Raw genomic sequence first — 14,311 nt, 5'->3', positions numbered from 1 at the left:
GGGCGTGATCCGCACCGACGCCCTGGACCAGCTGCCCGTCCGCACCGCCGTGCCCGCACTGCGGCGGGCCCTCGACGACCGCGGTGTCGCCGTGCTGTGCGCACCCCCCGGCACCGGCAAGACCACCCTCGTCCCCCTGGTCCTGGCCGGGCTGACCGGTGACGGACCGGTGCGCCGGGTCGTGGTCGCCGAACCCCGGCGGATCGCGGCCCGTGCTGCGGCGCGGCGGATGGCCTGGCTGCTCGGCGAGCGGGCCGGCGAGCGGGTCGGGTTCACCGTGCGCGGGGAACGGGTGGTGGGGCCGGACACCGTGGTGGAGGTGGTCACCACCGGCGTGCTGCTGCAGCGGCTCCAGCGCGACCAGGAGCTGTCCGGAATCGATGCCGTGATCATCGACGAGTGCCACGAGCGCCATCTGGACGCGGACACGGTGGCCGCGTTCCTCCTCGACGTACGGGCGGCGATCCGGCCCGATCTACGCCTGGTCGCCGCGTCGGCGACGACGGACGCGCAGGGCTGGGCCCGGCTGCTCGGCGACGCCCCCGTGGTCGAGGCGCAGGGCGTCTCGTACCCGGTGGAGGTGGTCTGGGCGCCACCGGTCCGGCCGGTGAAGCCGCCGCACGGGATGAGGGTCGATCCGGCGCTGCTGGCCCATGTCGCCTCGGTGGTGCGGCGGGCGCTGGCCGAGCGGGACGGCGACGTGCTGTGCTTCCTGCCCGGGGTCGGCGAGATCGGCCGGGTGGCGGGGCAGCTGTCCGGCATCGCGGCCGAGGTGCTGCAGGTGCACGGGCGGGCCCCGGCGGCGGTGCAGGACGCGGTGCTGGCCGGTTCGGCCGAGGGGCGGCGGGTGGTGCTGGCGACCTCGGTGGCGGAGTCGTCGCTGACCGTGCCGGGGGTGCGGACCGTCGTCGACTCGGGGCTGGCCAGGGAGCCGCGCACCGATCACGCCCGCGGTCTGAGCGCGCTGACGACGGTACGGGCCTCGCAGGCGTCGGGCCGCCAGCGCGCGGGCCGGGCCGGCCGCGAGGCACCCGGGGCGGTCTACCGCTGCTGGGAGCAGGCCGAGGACGGGCGGCTCGCGCGGTTCCCCTCCCCGGAGATCAAGGTGGCCGACCTGGCGGCGTTCGCGCTCCAGGCGGCCTGCTGGGGCGATCCGCGGGCAACCGGACTCGCGCTGCTCGACGCGCCCCCGGCCGGTGCGATGGGCGCGGCCCACGAGGTGCTCACCGCGGTCGGCGCGGTGGGCCCGGACGGGCGGGTGACCGAGCGGGGTGTCCGGATGTCGCGGCTGGGGCTGCATCCGCGGCTGGCCAGGGCGCTGCTGGACGGGGCGGCCTCGGTCGGCGGACGCCGGGCCGCGGAGGTGGTGGCGCTGCTGAGCGAGGAACCGCCCCGGGAGTACGGGGACGACCTGGCGGCCGCGTTGCGCACCGCGCGCCAGGGCAAGGACTCCTACGCGGCCCGCTGGCGCCAGGAGGTGCGGCGGCTGTCCTCCTCGTCCAAGGGCGCCGACGGCGGCGGATCCGGCCCGGACGATGCCGCCGTCGGCCTGGTGGCGGCCCTGGCCTTCCCGGAGCGGGTGGCGCGGGCCCGGGGCGAGGGGACGTTCCTGATGGCGTCCGGCACGGGCGCGGAGCTGCGGGACGGCTCACGGCTGCGCAGTGCGGCGTGGCTCGCGGTCGCGGTCGCGGACCGTCCGGCCCAGTCGGCGTCCGCGCGGGTCCGGCTCGCCGCGGTGATCGACGAGGACACGGCGCGGCTGGCCGCCGGGCACCTGCGGTTCGCGGGCGAGGAGGTCCGCTGGGACGGCCGCGACGTGGTGGCCCGCCGGGTGGAACGCCTCGGCGCCATCGAGCTGTCGGCGCGCCCGCTGAAGCAGCCGGAACCCGCCCTGGTCCGCGAGGCCCTGCTGGAGGGCCTGCGGCGGGAGGGTCTCGGCCTGCTGCGCTGGACCCGGGACACCGGAGCGCTGCGGGAGCGGCTGGCCTTCCTGCACCGGGAGCTGGGCGCGCCCTGGCCGGATGTGTCGGACGAGGCGCTGCTGAACCGTACCGAGGAGTGGCTGGAGCCCGAGCTGTCGCGGGCCCGGCGCCGCTCCGCGCTCGCCGGGATCGACGCCGGGCAGGCGCTGCGCCGGCTCCTGCCGTGGGCGACCGGCGAGGGGGCCCGGCTGGACGAGCTGGCTCCGGAGCGGATCGAGGTGCCGAGCGGTTCGCGGATCAGGGTGGAGTACGGCGGGGCGCAGCCCGTGCTCGCGGTGAAGCTCCAGGAGCTGTTCGGTCTCCAGGAGACCCCGCGGGTGGCCGGGGTACCGGTCCTGGTCCATCTGCTCTCCCCCGCCGGCCGCCCGGCCGCGGTGACAGCCGATCTCGCGTCGTTCTGGCAGGAGGGCTACAAGGCGGTGCGCGCGGAGCTCCGCGGCCGCTACCCGAAGCACCCGTGGCCCGAGGACCCGACGACGGTGGAGGCGACCCGGTTCACCAAGGCCCGGCTCAAGCGGGAGTAGGTTCCGGGTCGGGGACCGGATCCGGTGCGATGTGCGGCCTCGGTGTGCCCGGCCGCCGGGAGCGCGCCTCCAGCCAGAGCGCGAGGGCCAGGAGCGCGGCGCCGAGGAAGAGGAAGCCCCAGGGCAGGTACGAGGTCAGCAGCAGGACCAGCAGGCGCTGGGACTTGACCTGGTCGACGATCGAGGCGATGTAGTCCTCGCGCATCTTCACGTCCCCGGCGAACACGGTGACGGTGTCCTTGGGCATGCCCATCGCCTTCGCGTTCCGCATCTCCTCCTTGTGGATCTCCTCGCCGTTGACCGGCGCCCCGGTGACGGGGTCGACCCAGAACATCCGCTTGGTGGTGTACCAGCGGGTCATTCCGGTCTTGGCGATCTGCTGCGGGGTGATGCCCTTGATGGGCATCGTCTTCGGCATGGGGACCTTGGTCCACGGGACGGTCTGCTCGAAGTAGTAGACCTTCAGACCGCGGAAGGTCTGGGTGCCCTTGTAGTGGATGGGTGAGCTGGTGCGGGTCTGGGCGTCGAAGTACTCGTAGTCGCGCTTCTCGGTGAGGAAGGGCCACTTGTACTCGATGCCCTCGCGGCTGACCCGGTCGCCGTCCACCATTTCGCCGGTGGCGTGGACCGGGGCCTGGCTGTGCGCGTCGAAGATGTAGCGCTCGGGGATCTTGGAGACCATCTTGCCGTCGGGGCCCTGGACATAGGAGAGGGCGTCCCAGACGACGACGTCGCGGCCGGCGCTGCGTTCGATCTTCTCGGACTCCTCCACATTGCCCTTGAGGGTCTGCACGATGGTGATCTTGTCGACCTTCTTGGCCGTGAGGGTGCTGTAGTCGAGCAGGGTCGCGGGCTTCGCCTCCAGCACCGTCTCCTGGTACTGGTTCGGCGGGATCTTCGCCAGCCGCGGGAAGGCGTACCAGCGCAGCAGCGGTGACAGTGCGGCGAAGAAGACGGCGAAGGCCAGGAGTACGAGGCTGGCTCGGCGGCGCATGGGGTGTCCTCCCTCTGCATTCCGTGGTGCGGACGGCGTTGTGCGGTGCGGACGGCGTTGCGCGGTGTGACGGTGTTGCGCGGCGGACGGCTAGTTCTTGGGGCCCGGGACCGTGGTCAGCAGGGGTTTGGGCGAGGTCTCGCCGGGTGGTGCGCCCACCGCGCTGATGGTGAGCACGAGGGCGAGAGCGGCGGCCAGTCCGATGGCGGCGGCGACGAGGGCACGCATGCTCGGCCTCCCGGGAGCGTGTAGCTGATGGGTCGTCAGGGCTGGGGCACCGTAGCAACCGGGGCGCGAGATGAGAACACGTAGAACAGCCCCTCCGCCGGGTCTCGGCGAAGGGGCTGTTCCGGGTGACGGTTCGGTCAGGCCGCGGCCTCGACCGTGAGCTCGATGATGACGGTGGCGCCGCCCTCGGTGGTGAGGCGCAGCTTGTACGTGCCCGCCGTGTCGCCGGCGTGGATCTTCGAGAGGACGAGCTTGCCGTCGGCGTCGGTGCTCAGGTCCGTGAGGGAACGGACCTGCTTGCCGTCCTTCTCCTCGAAGTACGGGCCCTTGTCGTTCTCGACCGGCTTCTCGTCGTCGGTGATCATGGTGGCGGTGACGGCGACGCCGTGGGCGACCGCCTCCTTGTACGTGGCCGCGACCTCGATGTCGGCGAAGGTGGCGCCGGGCGCGGCGGTCAGCTTCCCGGTGTCGGTCCTGGCGATCGCGTCGGCCTGCCGGGCGGTGACCGTCGCGGGGTAGCTGACGGCGGGCAGCGAGGTGCCGGTGGCCGTCGCGCGCACGGCGAACTCACCCGTCTTCTCGCCCGCCTTCAGCACTGGTGCGGTGACCGTGCCGTCGGCGCCGGTGGCGAGGATGACGGTGCGCTTCCCGCCTGCGAACGCCGCGTCCGTGTCCCCGGTGATGGCGAAGGTCACGGACACCTTGGCGAGCGGACCGCCGAAGCCGTTCCGCGCCCGCACCTTGATCCGCTCGGCGAAGGCGTCGCCCGCCGTGGCGGTCAGCGGGCCGGTGCCCGCGTTCTTCAGCCCGGCCAGGGTCTGGGACGGCGTGGGACCGGGAGTCGGCGGCGGGTACGACGGCTTGCCGGCCGGACCGCCCGGGTCCGTCGGGGAGGGGCTCGGCTTCGAAGGAGGCTTCGGGGTCTTCGAACCGTGCGGCGAGGGCGACGGTGACGGCGACGTCGTGGTGTCGGGGCGGCCGGGACGCGGGGTGTCCGTACCGGTGCCGGGGCCGGCCGGCAGGACGCCGCTGCCGTCCGGGACCTCATGAGTGCCGCGCTTGTAGTAGTCGAACCAGGAGCGGACGGTACGCAGATACTCGTCCGAGTGGTTGTAGCTCAGGACCGCCCGGTCCAGGTCCGCGGCGAGCGACAGGTCGCGGGAGCCGGCGCAGAGGTAGCGTCCGGCGGCGAGCGCCGCGTCGTAGATGTTGTTGGGGTCCTCGCGGCCGTCGCCGTTGCCGTCCTGGCCCCAGGTCTCCCAGGTGGACGGGATGAACTGCATCGGGCCGACCGCGCGGTCGTGCGTCGAGTCCCCGTCGTAGGCGCCGTTGTCGGTGTCCTTGATCAGGGCGAACCCCTGGCCGTTGAGGGCCGGGCCGAGGATCGGGGACAGCGTGGTGCCCTGCGCGTCGACGCGGCCGCCGCGGGCCTGGCCGGACTCGACCTTGCCGATCGCGGCGAGGAGCTGCCACGGCAGCCGGCAGGCGGCGTCCGTGCCGGCGACGGTCTGCTGGGTCTTCTTGTACGCCGCCAGGATCGAGGCCGGTATGCCCGATTCGGCACTGCCCGTCACCGGCAGATCGGCTGAGGCACCGGGCTTGCCGGGCGTGTTCAGCGGCGGCAGGTCCGTGAAGTAGGGCGAGTTGCCGGAGGCCGCGTTGTCGTCCGAGGGCGTCGCACCCGCGGCCGGCTGGTCGTCCTCGGACGCGACCAGGGGCGAACCGGGGGCCTGCGAGGCGGAGAGTGCCGCGACAGCGGCGGCGGCCACAGCAGTGGTGGTCGCCCCTCTGCGCAGTCGGCGACCGAATTGCACTGCCATAACGTGTGGGCCCTCCCCGTCGTCGGCTGTCCGCGCTCCCCTGCGCCTGGACTCAGGCGACCCTACGGCAACTTGTGCCGCCCGAACACAGCGGCCTCACCGCTTCTCACCGGTTTCTCACGTTCCGGATCACCAGGTGTACAGGGGGCGGCGCTTGTGTGACGGCGGCTCACACATACTTCCACCATGCCGTTCACCCTCAGCCATGCCGCAGCCGTCCTGCCGGGGCTCCACCGCGACGGAACGGGGCGCGGGCCGCTCGTCGCCTCGGCCCTCGTCGCCGGTTCGTTCGCCCCCGACATCACGTACTACGCGGACACCGCCATTCCGGGCGCCATGGAGTTCGGGCAGGTGACTCACGCGGTGTGGGGCGTGTTCACGGTGGATGTCCTCATCACCGCGGCGACCGTGGCGCTGTGGCTGCTGCTGCGCGAACCACTGGTGGCGCTGCTGCCGCACAACCGTCAGGGGCGGGTGTACGCCCTGGTGCGGGGAGCCCGCCGTGCACCGGGGCGGGGACCGCGGAGTGTCCGGGACGGTGCGTGGTTCGTGGCGTCGGCGGTCATCGGGGCCGGTACGCATGTCGTCTGGGACGCGTTCACCCACCACGGCCGGTGGGGGGTGCGGCTGGTGCCGGTGCTCGGCCAAGACGCGGGCGGGTACCCGGTGTTCCAGCTGGTGCAGTACGGCACTTCGGCACTGGCGCTGACCGTGCTCACCTGGTTCACCGTGTCCGCGCTGCGGCGCACCGGCGAACAGCCGGCGCCGGCCTCCGTACCCGTGCTCGACCGCCGGGCCCGGTGGTACGCGGGCGGTGCCATCGGCCTGTGCGTGCTGCTGGGCATCGTTCACCGGTGCGCGCGCTGGTACGCGTACTTCGGGCACCTCGACACACCGCTCGACATCATCCCGACCGCGTGCTTCGGCGCGGGCGCCGGACTGGCGGCGGGACTGGTGCTGTACGGGGTGTGGATGCGGCTCCCGGGCCGCGGCGGCACCGGCGCACCGTCGCTCCCCGTCGCCGGACGGGCCCGGAAGACGAGCCCGTCCGACGACTGAGGGCGGGACGCCCCCGAAGCCCTGTCCGTCAGTGCGCGGCGGACTCCCAGTCCCTGCCCACGCCGACCGACACGTCCAGCGGAGCGCGCAGCCGCACCGCCGTCGACATCTCGTGGCGCAGGATGCGCTCCACCTGCTCGCGCTCACCCGCGGCGATCTCCAGCACGATTTCGTCGTGCACCTGGAGCAGCATCCGCGACTCCAGCTTCGCCTCGGTGAGCGCCCGGTCGACGTGGAGCATCGCGACCTTGACGATGTCCGCGGCAGTGCCCTGGATCGGTGCGTTGAGCGCCATCCGCTCGGCCGTCTCCCGGCGCTGGCGGTTGTCGCTGTTCAGGTCCGGCAGGTAGCGGCGGCGGCCGAAGACCGTCTCCGTGTAGCCGGTGGCACGGGCCTCCTCCACCACCCGGTGCAGATAGTCGCGGACCCCGCCGAACCGCTCGAAGTAGGTGTCCATCAGACCGCGGGCCTCGCCCGCCTCGATGTTCAGCTGCTGGGAGAGGCCGAACGCGGAGAGACCGTAGGCCAGCCCGTAGCTCATGGCCTTGATCTTGCGCCGCATCTCCGGGTCGACCGCCGGCTTCTCGACGCCGAAGACCTGCGAGGCGACCGTGGTGTGCAGGTCCTCGCCGGAGGTGAAGGCCTCGATCAGGCCCGCGTCCTCGGAGAGGTGGGCCATCACCCGCAGTTCGATCTGGCTGTAGTCCGCCGTCATCAGCGACTCGAAGCCCTCGCCGACGACGAAGCCGCGACGGATCGCCCGGCCCTCGTCCGTACGGACGGGGATGTTCTGCAGATTGGGGTCGGTCGAGGAGAGCCGGCCCGTCGCCGCCACCGTCTGGTTGAACGTGGTGTGGATGCGGCCGTCCGCCGCGATCGTCTTGACCAGGCCCTCGACCGTCACCCGGAGCTTCGCCTGCTCGCGGTGGCGCAGCATGATGACGGGCAGCTCGTGCTCGGTCTGTGCGGCCAGCCACGCCAGGGCGTCGGCATCCGTGGTGAAACCCGTCTTCGTCTTCTTCGTCTTCGGCAGGCCCAGCTCGCCGAAGAGCACTTCCTGGAGCTGCTTGGGCGAGCCGAGGTTGAACTCCCGGCCCACCGCGGCGTGTGCCTCCTTGACCGCCTGCTGCACGGCGCCCGCGAACTGCTGCTCCATGCCCTCCAGATGGGCCCGGTCGGCCGCGATGCCGTGCCGTTCCAGGCGGGCGAGCAGGATGGACGTCGGCAGCTCCATGTCGTGGAGCAGCTCGGCGGCACCGACCTCCTTCAGCCGCGTCGTGAACGCGTCCCCGAGATCCAGGACCGCACGGGCCTGCGTCATCAGGGCGTCGGCCTCCGCCTGGTCGTCCGCGCCGAAGGCCAGCTGCCCGTCGGAGGCGGCCGCCGGGGCCAGCTCCCGCCCCAGGTACTCCACCGCGAGGGCGTCCAGCGCGAAGGAACGCCGGCCGGGCTTGACCAGGTAGGCGGCGAGCGCGGTGTCCATCGAGACGCCTCCGATCCGCCAGCCGTGCTCCGGGAAGACCCGCATGGCGCTCTTCGCGTTGTGCATGACCTTCGGCCGCCCGGCATCCGCGATCCAGGCCGCGAACGCCTGCTCGTCGGCCTCGTCGAGCTGCGAGGGGTCGAACCAGGCGGCGGCCCCGCCGGCCGCGGCGAGCGCGATCTCGGTGACCGTGCCGCTGCCGAACGCCCAGGTGTCGACCGTGGCGACGCCGAGCGGCTGCCCGCCGTGCTCGGCCAGCCACGGGGCGACCTGGCCCGCGCCCAGCACCGAGCCGTCCAGCTCGATGCCCGCGGCGGGTGCCGGTGCCTCGTCCTCGGCGGCGCCGGGGTCCACCGCCAGCAGCCGCTCGCGCAGGCTCGGGTTGCGGATCTCCAGCACATCGAGCACACCGGTGACCGCGGTGCGGTCGTAGGGGGCGCGCTCCAGATCGGCCGGGGTCCTCGGCAGCGCCACGTCACGGACCATTTCGGTCAGCCGCCGGTTCAGCCGCACCGCGTCCAGGTGGTCGCGGAAATTCTGCCCGGCCTTGCCCTTGACCTCCTCGGCCCGCGCCACCAGCTCGTCGAACGAGCCGAACTGGTTGATCCACTTCGCGGCCGTCTTCTCGCCGACGCCGGGAATGCCGGGAAGGTTGTCCGACGGGTCACCGCGCAGCGCCGCGAAGTCCGGGTACTGCTGCGGGGTGAGCCCGTACTTCTCCTCGACCTTCGCCGGGGTGAAGCGCGTCAGCTCCGAGACACCCTTGGTCGGGTACAGCACCGTGACGTTGTCCGTGATCAGCTGGAACGAGTCCCGGTCACCGGTGACGATCAGCACCTCGAACCCGGCCGCCTCGGCCTGGGTCGCCAGCGTGGCGATGACATCGTCCGCCTCGAAGCCGTCGACCGCGAACCGGTCGGCGTGCATCGCGTCGAGCAACTCCCCGATCAGCTCGACCTGGCCCTTGAACTCGTCCGGCGTCTTCGACCGGTTCGCCTTGTACTCGGGGAACTCCTCCGAGCGCCAGGTCTTGCGGGACACGTCGAACGCCACCGCGAAATGCGTCGGCGCCTCGTCACGCAACGTGTTCGCCAGCATCGACGCGAAGCCGTACACCGCGTTCGTCGGCTGCCCCGCCCCGGTCGTGAAATTCTCCGCAGGCAGCGCAAAGAACGCCCGGTACGCCAGGGAGTGCCCGTCCATCAGGAGCAGGCGCGGTCGGTTGTCTGCCGTCTTCTTCGATGCCGTCTCAGCCACGCCCCCGATCCTGCCATGTACCACTGACATTCCGGACCGGCGACGGCCCCGCGACCGCTCCCGGGCCGCCCGCCCCCGCCGCGTGCCAGGATCAAAGGACAAGGAAACACGCACAGCGGACCCCGCACGGTCCGCAGCCGGCTCAAAGGGGAACACGATGGCCACCAAGCCGCCCGCAGGTGACCCGGTCCAGGACGCACCGCAGGTCGAACCGGCCCAGCGCGCCGCCGCCGGGCTGCCCGCCGTCGCCCACAGCCTGCGCGTCGCCCAGCGGCAGATGGGGGTGCGCCGCACCGCGCAGACCCTCCTCAAGGTCAACCAGAAGAACGGCTTCGACTGCCCCGGCTGCGCCTGGCCCGAGGGCGACAAGCGGCACACGGCCGAATTCTGCGAGAACGGCGCCAAGGCCGTCGCCGAGGAGGCGACACTGCGCCGTGTCACCCCGGACTTCTTCGCCGCCCACCCGGTCGCCGATCTCGCCACCCGCAGCGGCTACTGGCTCGGCCAGCAGGGACGCATCACGCAACCTGTGTATCTGCCCGAGGGGGCCGACCGGTACCAGGCCGTGACCTGGGAGCGCGCCTTCGCCATCATCGCCGAGGAGCTCGGCGCGCTCGGCTCCCCCGACGAGGCCCTCTTCTACACCTCCGGGCGCACCAGCAACGAGGCCGCGTTCCTGCTCCAGCTGTTCGCCCGCGAATTCGGCACCAACAACCTGCCCGACTGCTCCAACATGTGCCACGAGTCCTCCGGCTCGGCACTGACGGAGACCATCGGCATCGGCAAGGGCTCCGTCTCCCTCGAGGACCTGCACCGCGCCGACCTGATCATCGTCGCCGGACAGAACCCCGGCACCAACCACCCCCGGATGCTCTCCGCCCTGGAGAAGGCCAAGTCCGCCGGCGCGAAGATCATTTCGGTGAACCCGCTGCCCGAGGCCGGACTCGAACGGTTCAAGAACCCCCAGACCCCCCTCGGCATGATCAGGGGTGCGGCCCTCACCGACCTCTTCCTCCAGATCCGCATCGGCGGCGACCAGGCCCTCTTCCGGCTCCTCAACAAGCTGATCCTGCAGACCGAGGGCGCCGTCGACGAGCCCTTCGTCGCCGAACACACCCACGGCTACGAGGCGTTCGCGGCGGCGGCCGCCGAAGCGGACTGGGACGAGACCCTCGCCGCCACCGGCCTCGACCGCGCCGCCATCGAACAGGCCCTCGCGATGGTCCTCGCCTCGAAGCGCACCATCGTGTGCTGGGCCATGGGCCTCACCCAGCACAAGCACTCCGTGCCGACCATCCGCGAAGTCGTCAACTTCCTCCTGCTGCGCGGCAACATCGGCCGGACCGGCGCCGGAGTCTGCCCCGTACGCGGCCACTCCAACGTCCAGGGCGACCGCACCATGGGCATCTTCGAACGGCCCGCACCCGCATTCCTGGACGCCCTCGACAAGGAATTCGGCATCACCTCGCCGCGCCACCACGGCTACGACGTGGTCCGCTCCATCCAGGCACTGCGCGACGGCGACGCCAAGGTCTTCTTCGCCATGGGCGGCAACTTCGTCGCGGCCTCCCCCGACACCGACGTCACCGAGGCCGCCATGCGCAACGCCCGCCTCACCGTGCACGTCTCCACCAAGGTCAACCGCTCCCACGCGGTCACCGGCACCCGGGCCCTGATCCTGCCCACACTGGGCCGCACCGACAAGGACGTCCAGGCGGGCGGCAAGCAGTTCGTCACCGTCGAGGACTCCATGAGCATGGTGCACGCCTCCCGCGGCAACCTCACCCCCGCAAGCCCCCACCTGCTCTCCGAACCCGCCATCGTCGCCCGCCTCGCCCGCGCCGTACTCGGACCCGCCTCCACCACCCCCTGGGAGGAGTTCGAGAAGGACTACGCGACGATCCGCGACCGCATCTCCCGCGTCGTCCCCGGCTTCGAGGACTTCAACGCACGCGTCGCCCACCCCGGCGGATTCACCCTCCCGCACGGCCCCCGCGACTCCCGCCGCTTCCCCACCGCCACCGGCAGGGCCAACTTCACCGCCGCCCCCGTCGAGTACCCCGAACTCCCCGAAGGACGGCTCCTGTTGCAGACCCTGCGCTCCCACGACCAGTACAACACCACCATCTACGGCCTCGACGACCGCTACCGCGGCATCAAGGGCGGCCGCCGCGTCGTCCTCGTCAACCCCGACGACGCCGCCGCCCTCGGCCTCACCGACGGCGCCCACGCCGACCTCGTCAGCGAATGGAAGGACGGAACGCAACGGCGCGCCCCCGGCTTCCGCATCGTCCACTACCCCACCGCCCGGGGCTGCGCCGCCGCCTACTACCCCGAGACCAACGTCCTGGTCCCCCTCGGCTCCACCGCCGACACCAGCAACACCCCCGCCAGCAAGTCCGTCGTGATCCGCTTCGAGAACCTGCGCTGACACCGCGCGGCGGCCCTCACCGCGAGCGCGCACTAAGCGTCCGCTCAGCCGTCTGATAAGAACAACGCACACAGCAACGAACCACCGCAGAGAGACGGAGCCGGACCCCATGGGCGAGCACACCGCACCCAAGTTCCCCCAGGAGATCATCGACGAGTACGCCGCCCTGGGCGTCGACCTGCCCGCCCTCTTCTCCGCCGGCCACCTCGGCGAACGCATGGGCGTCCGGATCACCGAGGCCTCCGCGGACCGCGTCGTCGGCACCATGCCCGTCGAAGGCAACACCCAGCCCTACGGGCTCCTCCACGGCGGCGCCTCCGCCGTCCTCGCCGAAACCCTCGGCTCCGTCGGCACCATGCTCCACGGCGGCGCCACCAAACTCGCCGTCGGCGTCGACCTGAACTGCACCCATCACCGAGGGGTACGAAGCGGGCTCGTCACCGGCGTCGCCACCCCCGTGCACCGCGGCCGCACCACCGCCACGTACGAGATCGTCATCACCGACGAAGACGACAAGCGCGTCTGCACCGCCCGGCTCACCTGCCTCCTGCGTGACGCGCCCAAGGCCGAAAGCTCCTGACCCTCCGGCACCCCCGCACCACCACTGCCCGGCCGGACCGCAAACCGGCCGGGCAGCGCCATATCCGCCCACAACCACGGCTCCACACACCGAACTTGCACATCGACACCGGCCAACAACCTTGACCACAAACCCCGTTCTGTGGCCCACTCAGCACTCCGCCCCGCCTGCACACCCGCCACCCCGCGTCGACCGCACCGGCCCCCGATGTAACACTGCGTAACAATCGCGCCATGTGCACCCGCCCCGACGCAGCCCGATGAACCCGGCCCCGCAGGCGCCGGGCACTTCCGCGCGCGCTCACGCGCCCTCCAGCACCCCCACCGCGCGACAGCAGCAAGATCGGTTCAAGCCCCTTAGCAGAGCTGCGCGTTCTCAGAATGCGGTCACTTCACCGTCCGGTAAAAAGCCGTACATGTCCACACAGCCACCTCAAGCCTTCCTCAAAGGCATAACAAGACAGTCACATCATTCGGCTGACCCATCCCCGACCCCCGCCCCTGCCCTTAGAGTCACCGCCAGTCACCGCGCCGCCGGGCGCGTCTGCGGCACGGCCCTGTACCGACCCGTACGGCCCGGCGAACGACACGGCACCTCAAGCAGAGGAGGCCGCGCCAGGGAAAGGACTTTTCGTGCGACACCGTTCTTTGCTCATCCTCACCACAGTGCTCACCACAGGAGCACTGACACTCACCGCCTGCGGGTCGCGCGACGACGACAAGAAGAGCAGCGACAGCGGCGGCAACCAGACCGTCGTCATCGGCGTCGACGCACCCATCACCGGTGACCTGTCCGCCCTCGGCCTCGGCATCAAGAACTCCGCCGACCTCGCCGCCAAGACGGCGAACAAGGACAAGACCGTCCCCGGCATCAACTTCGTCGTCAAGCCCCTCGACGACCAGGCACAGCCCTCCGTCGGCCAGCAGAACGCCCAGAAGTTCATCGACGACGACACCGTCCTCGGCGTCGTCGGCCCCCTGAACTCCGGCGTCTCCCAGTCGATGCAGAAGCCGCTCAACGACGCCAGCCTCACCCAGGTCTCCCCCGCCAACACGGGCACCGAACTGACCCAGGGCGAGAACTGGAAGACCGGCGACAAGAAGCGCCCCTTCAAGACCTACTTCCGCACCGCCACCACGGACCAGATCCAGGGCGCCTTCGCAGCGAAGTACCTCTACAACAACGCGAAGATCAAGCAGGTCTACCTCATCGACGACCAGAAGCCCTACGGCGCCGGTCTCGCAGCCTCCTTCAAGGCGACCTTCACCGGCCTCGGCGGCAAGATCGTCGGCGCCGACCACGTCAACCCCGACGACCGCGACTTCAACGCCGTCGTCACCAAGGTCAAGAAGTCCGGCGCCAAGGCCGTCTACTACGGCGGTGAGTACCCCGCCGGCGCGCCCCTGAGCCAGCAGCTCAAGGACAGCGTCAAGATCCCCCTCATGGGCGGCGACGGCATGTACAGCGCCGACTTCATCAAGCTCAACAAGAAGGCCCAGGGCGACATCGCCACCTCCGTCGGCAAGCCCGTCGAGGAGCTCGACTCCGCCAAGACCTTCATCGCGAACTACAAGACGGCCGGATACAAGGACGCCTACGAGGCCTACGGCGGCGGCACCTACGACGCCACCTGGTCCATCATCGAGGCCGTCAAGATCGCCGTCGCCGACAACGACGGCAAGCTCCCCGACGACGCCCGCGCCAAGGTCCTCGCCGCGATGAGCAAGGTCAAGTTCGACGGCGTCACCGGCCCCGTCTCGTTCGACGAGTTCGGCGACACCACCAACACCATGATGACCGCCTACCAGGTCAACGGCGGCAAGTGGACGTCCAAGCTCAGCGAGGCCTACAAGCCGTAACAAGCTCCCCGGTCACGCACTGACTGACACCAGACCGCGCGGGGGCGCCAAGAGCGCTCCCGCGCGGTGCCATATCCGAACCACTCCACGGAGG

General features: G+C 71.3%; 9 protein-coding genes. 5 read left to right on the top strand and 4 right to left on the bottom strand.

The window, feature by feature from the left end:
* Positions 1-4: 4 nt before the first annotated feature.
* Positions 5-2,506: an ATP-dependent helicase HrpB gene (hrpB, locus tag OG322_RS29220; protein WP_123469377.1), complete on the top strand. Its 2,502-nt coding sequence runs from the start codon at positions 5-7 to the stop codon at positions 2,504-2,506.
* Here the strand turns inward: hrpB and OG322_RS29215 are convergent.
* From OG322_RS29215 to OG322_RS29205, 3 genes are all read right to left on the bottom strand, one after another.
* Positions 2,493-3,500 (bottom strand): DUF3068 domain-containing protein, encoded by a 1,008-nt coding sequence (locus tag OG322_RS29215; RefSeq protein WP_123469379.1) that lies wholly within the window; start codon positions 3,498-3,500, stop codon positions 2,493-2,495. The genes hrpB and OG322_RS29215 overlap by 14 nt on opposite strands.
* 90 nt (positions 3,501-3,590) lie before the next feature.
* Positions 3,591-3,728 (bottom strand): SPW_0924 family protein, encoded by a 138-nt coding sequence (locus OG322_RS29210; protein ID WP_123469382.1) that lies wholly within the window; start codon positions 3,726-3,728, stop codon positions 3,591-3,593.
* A 137-nt stretch (positions 3,729-3,865) separates the two neighbouring features.
* On the bottom strand, positions 3,866-5,548 hold the full coding sequence (locus OG322_RS29205; protein WP_329307208.1) for a lytic transglycosylase domain-containing protein: 1,683 nt from the start codon (positions 5,546-5,548) through the stop codon (positions 3,866-3,868).
* Positions 5,549-5,734: 186 nt separating this feature from the next.
* On the opposite strand from OG322_RS29205, the gene OG322_RS29200 reads away from it, so the two are divergent.
* On the top strand, positions 5,735-6,607 hold the full coding sequence (locus OG322_RS29200) for a DUF4184 family protein (protein ID WP_329307207.1): 873 nt from the start codon (positions 5,735-5,737) through the stop codon (positions 6,605-6,607).
* Positions 6,608-6,635: 28 nt separating this feature from the next.
* Here OG322_RS29200 and polA read toward each other — a convergent pair whose 3' ends face one another.
* Positions 6,636-9,347, bottom strand: coding sequence for a DNA polymerase I (gene polA, locus OG322_RS29195; protein ID WP_123469388.1), 2,712 nt, complete (start codon positions 9,345-9,347; stop codon positions 6,636-6,638).
* 157 nt (positions 9,348-9,504) lie between these two features.
* On the opposite strand from polA, the gene OG322_RS29190 reads away from it, so the two are divergent.
* From OG322_RS29190 to OG322_RS29180, 3 genes are all read left to right on the top strand, one after another.
* Complete coding sequence (locus OG322_RS29190) at positions 9,505-11,778, top strand: FdhF/YdeP family oxidoreductase (RefSeq protein WP_329307206.1); 2,274 nt, start codon at positions 9,505-9,507, stop codon at positions 11,776-11,778.
* A 109-nt stretch (positions 11,779-11,887) separates the two neighbouring features.
* Positions 11,888-12,358 (top strand): PaaI family thioesterase, encoded by a 471-nt coding sequence (locus OG322_RS29185; protein WP_123469392.1) that lies wholly within the window; start codon positions 11,888-11,890, stop codon positions 12,356-12,358.
* A 647-nt stretch (positions 12,359-13,005) separates the two neighbouring features.
* Positions 13,006-14,217, top strand: a complete 1,212-nt coding sequence (locus OG322_RS29180; RefSeq protein WP_329307784.1) for a branched-chain amino acid ABC transporter substrate-binding protein — start codon at positions 13,006-13,008, stop codon at positions 14,215-14,217.
* The last annotated feature ends 94 nt before the right edge of the window (positions 14,218-14,311 follow it).

It is taken from the genome of Streptomyces sp. NBC_01260 (assembly GCF_036226405.1).
Taxonomy (GTDB): Bacteria; Actinomycetota; Actinomycetes; order Streptomycetales; family Streptomycetaceae; genus Streptomyces; species Streptomyces laculatispora.
This window is presented reverse-complemented; position numbering and strand designations above follow the sequence as displayed.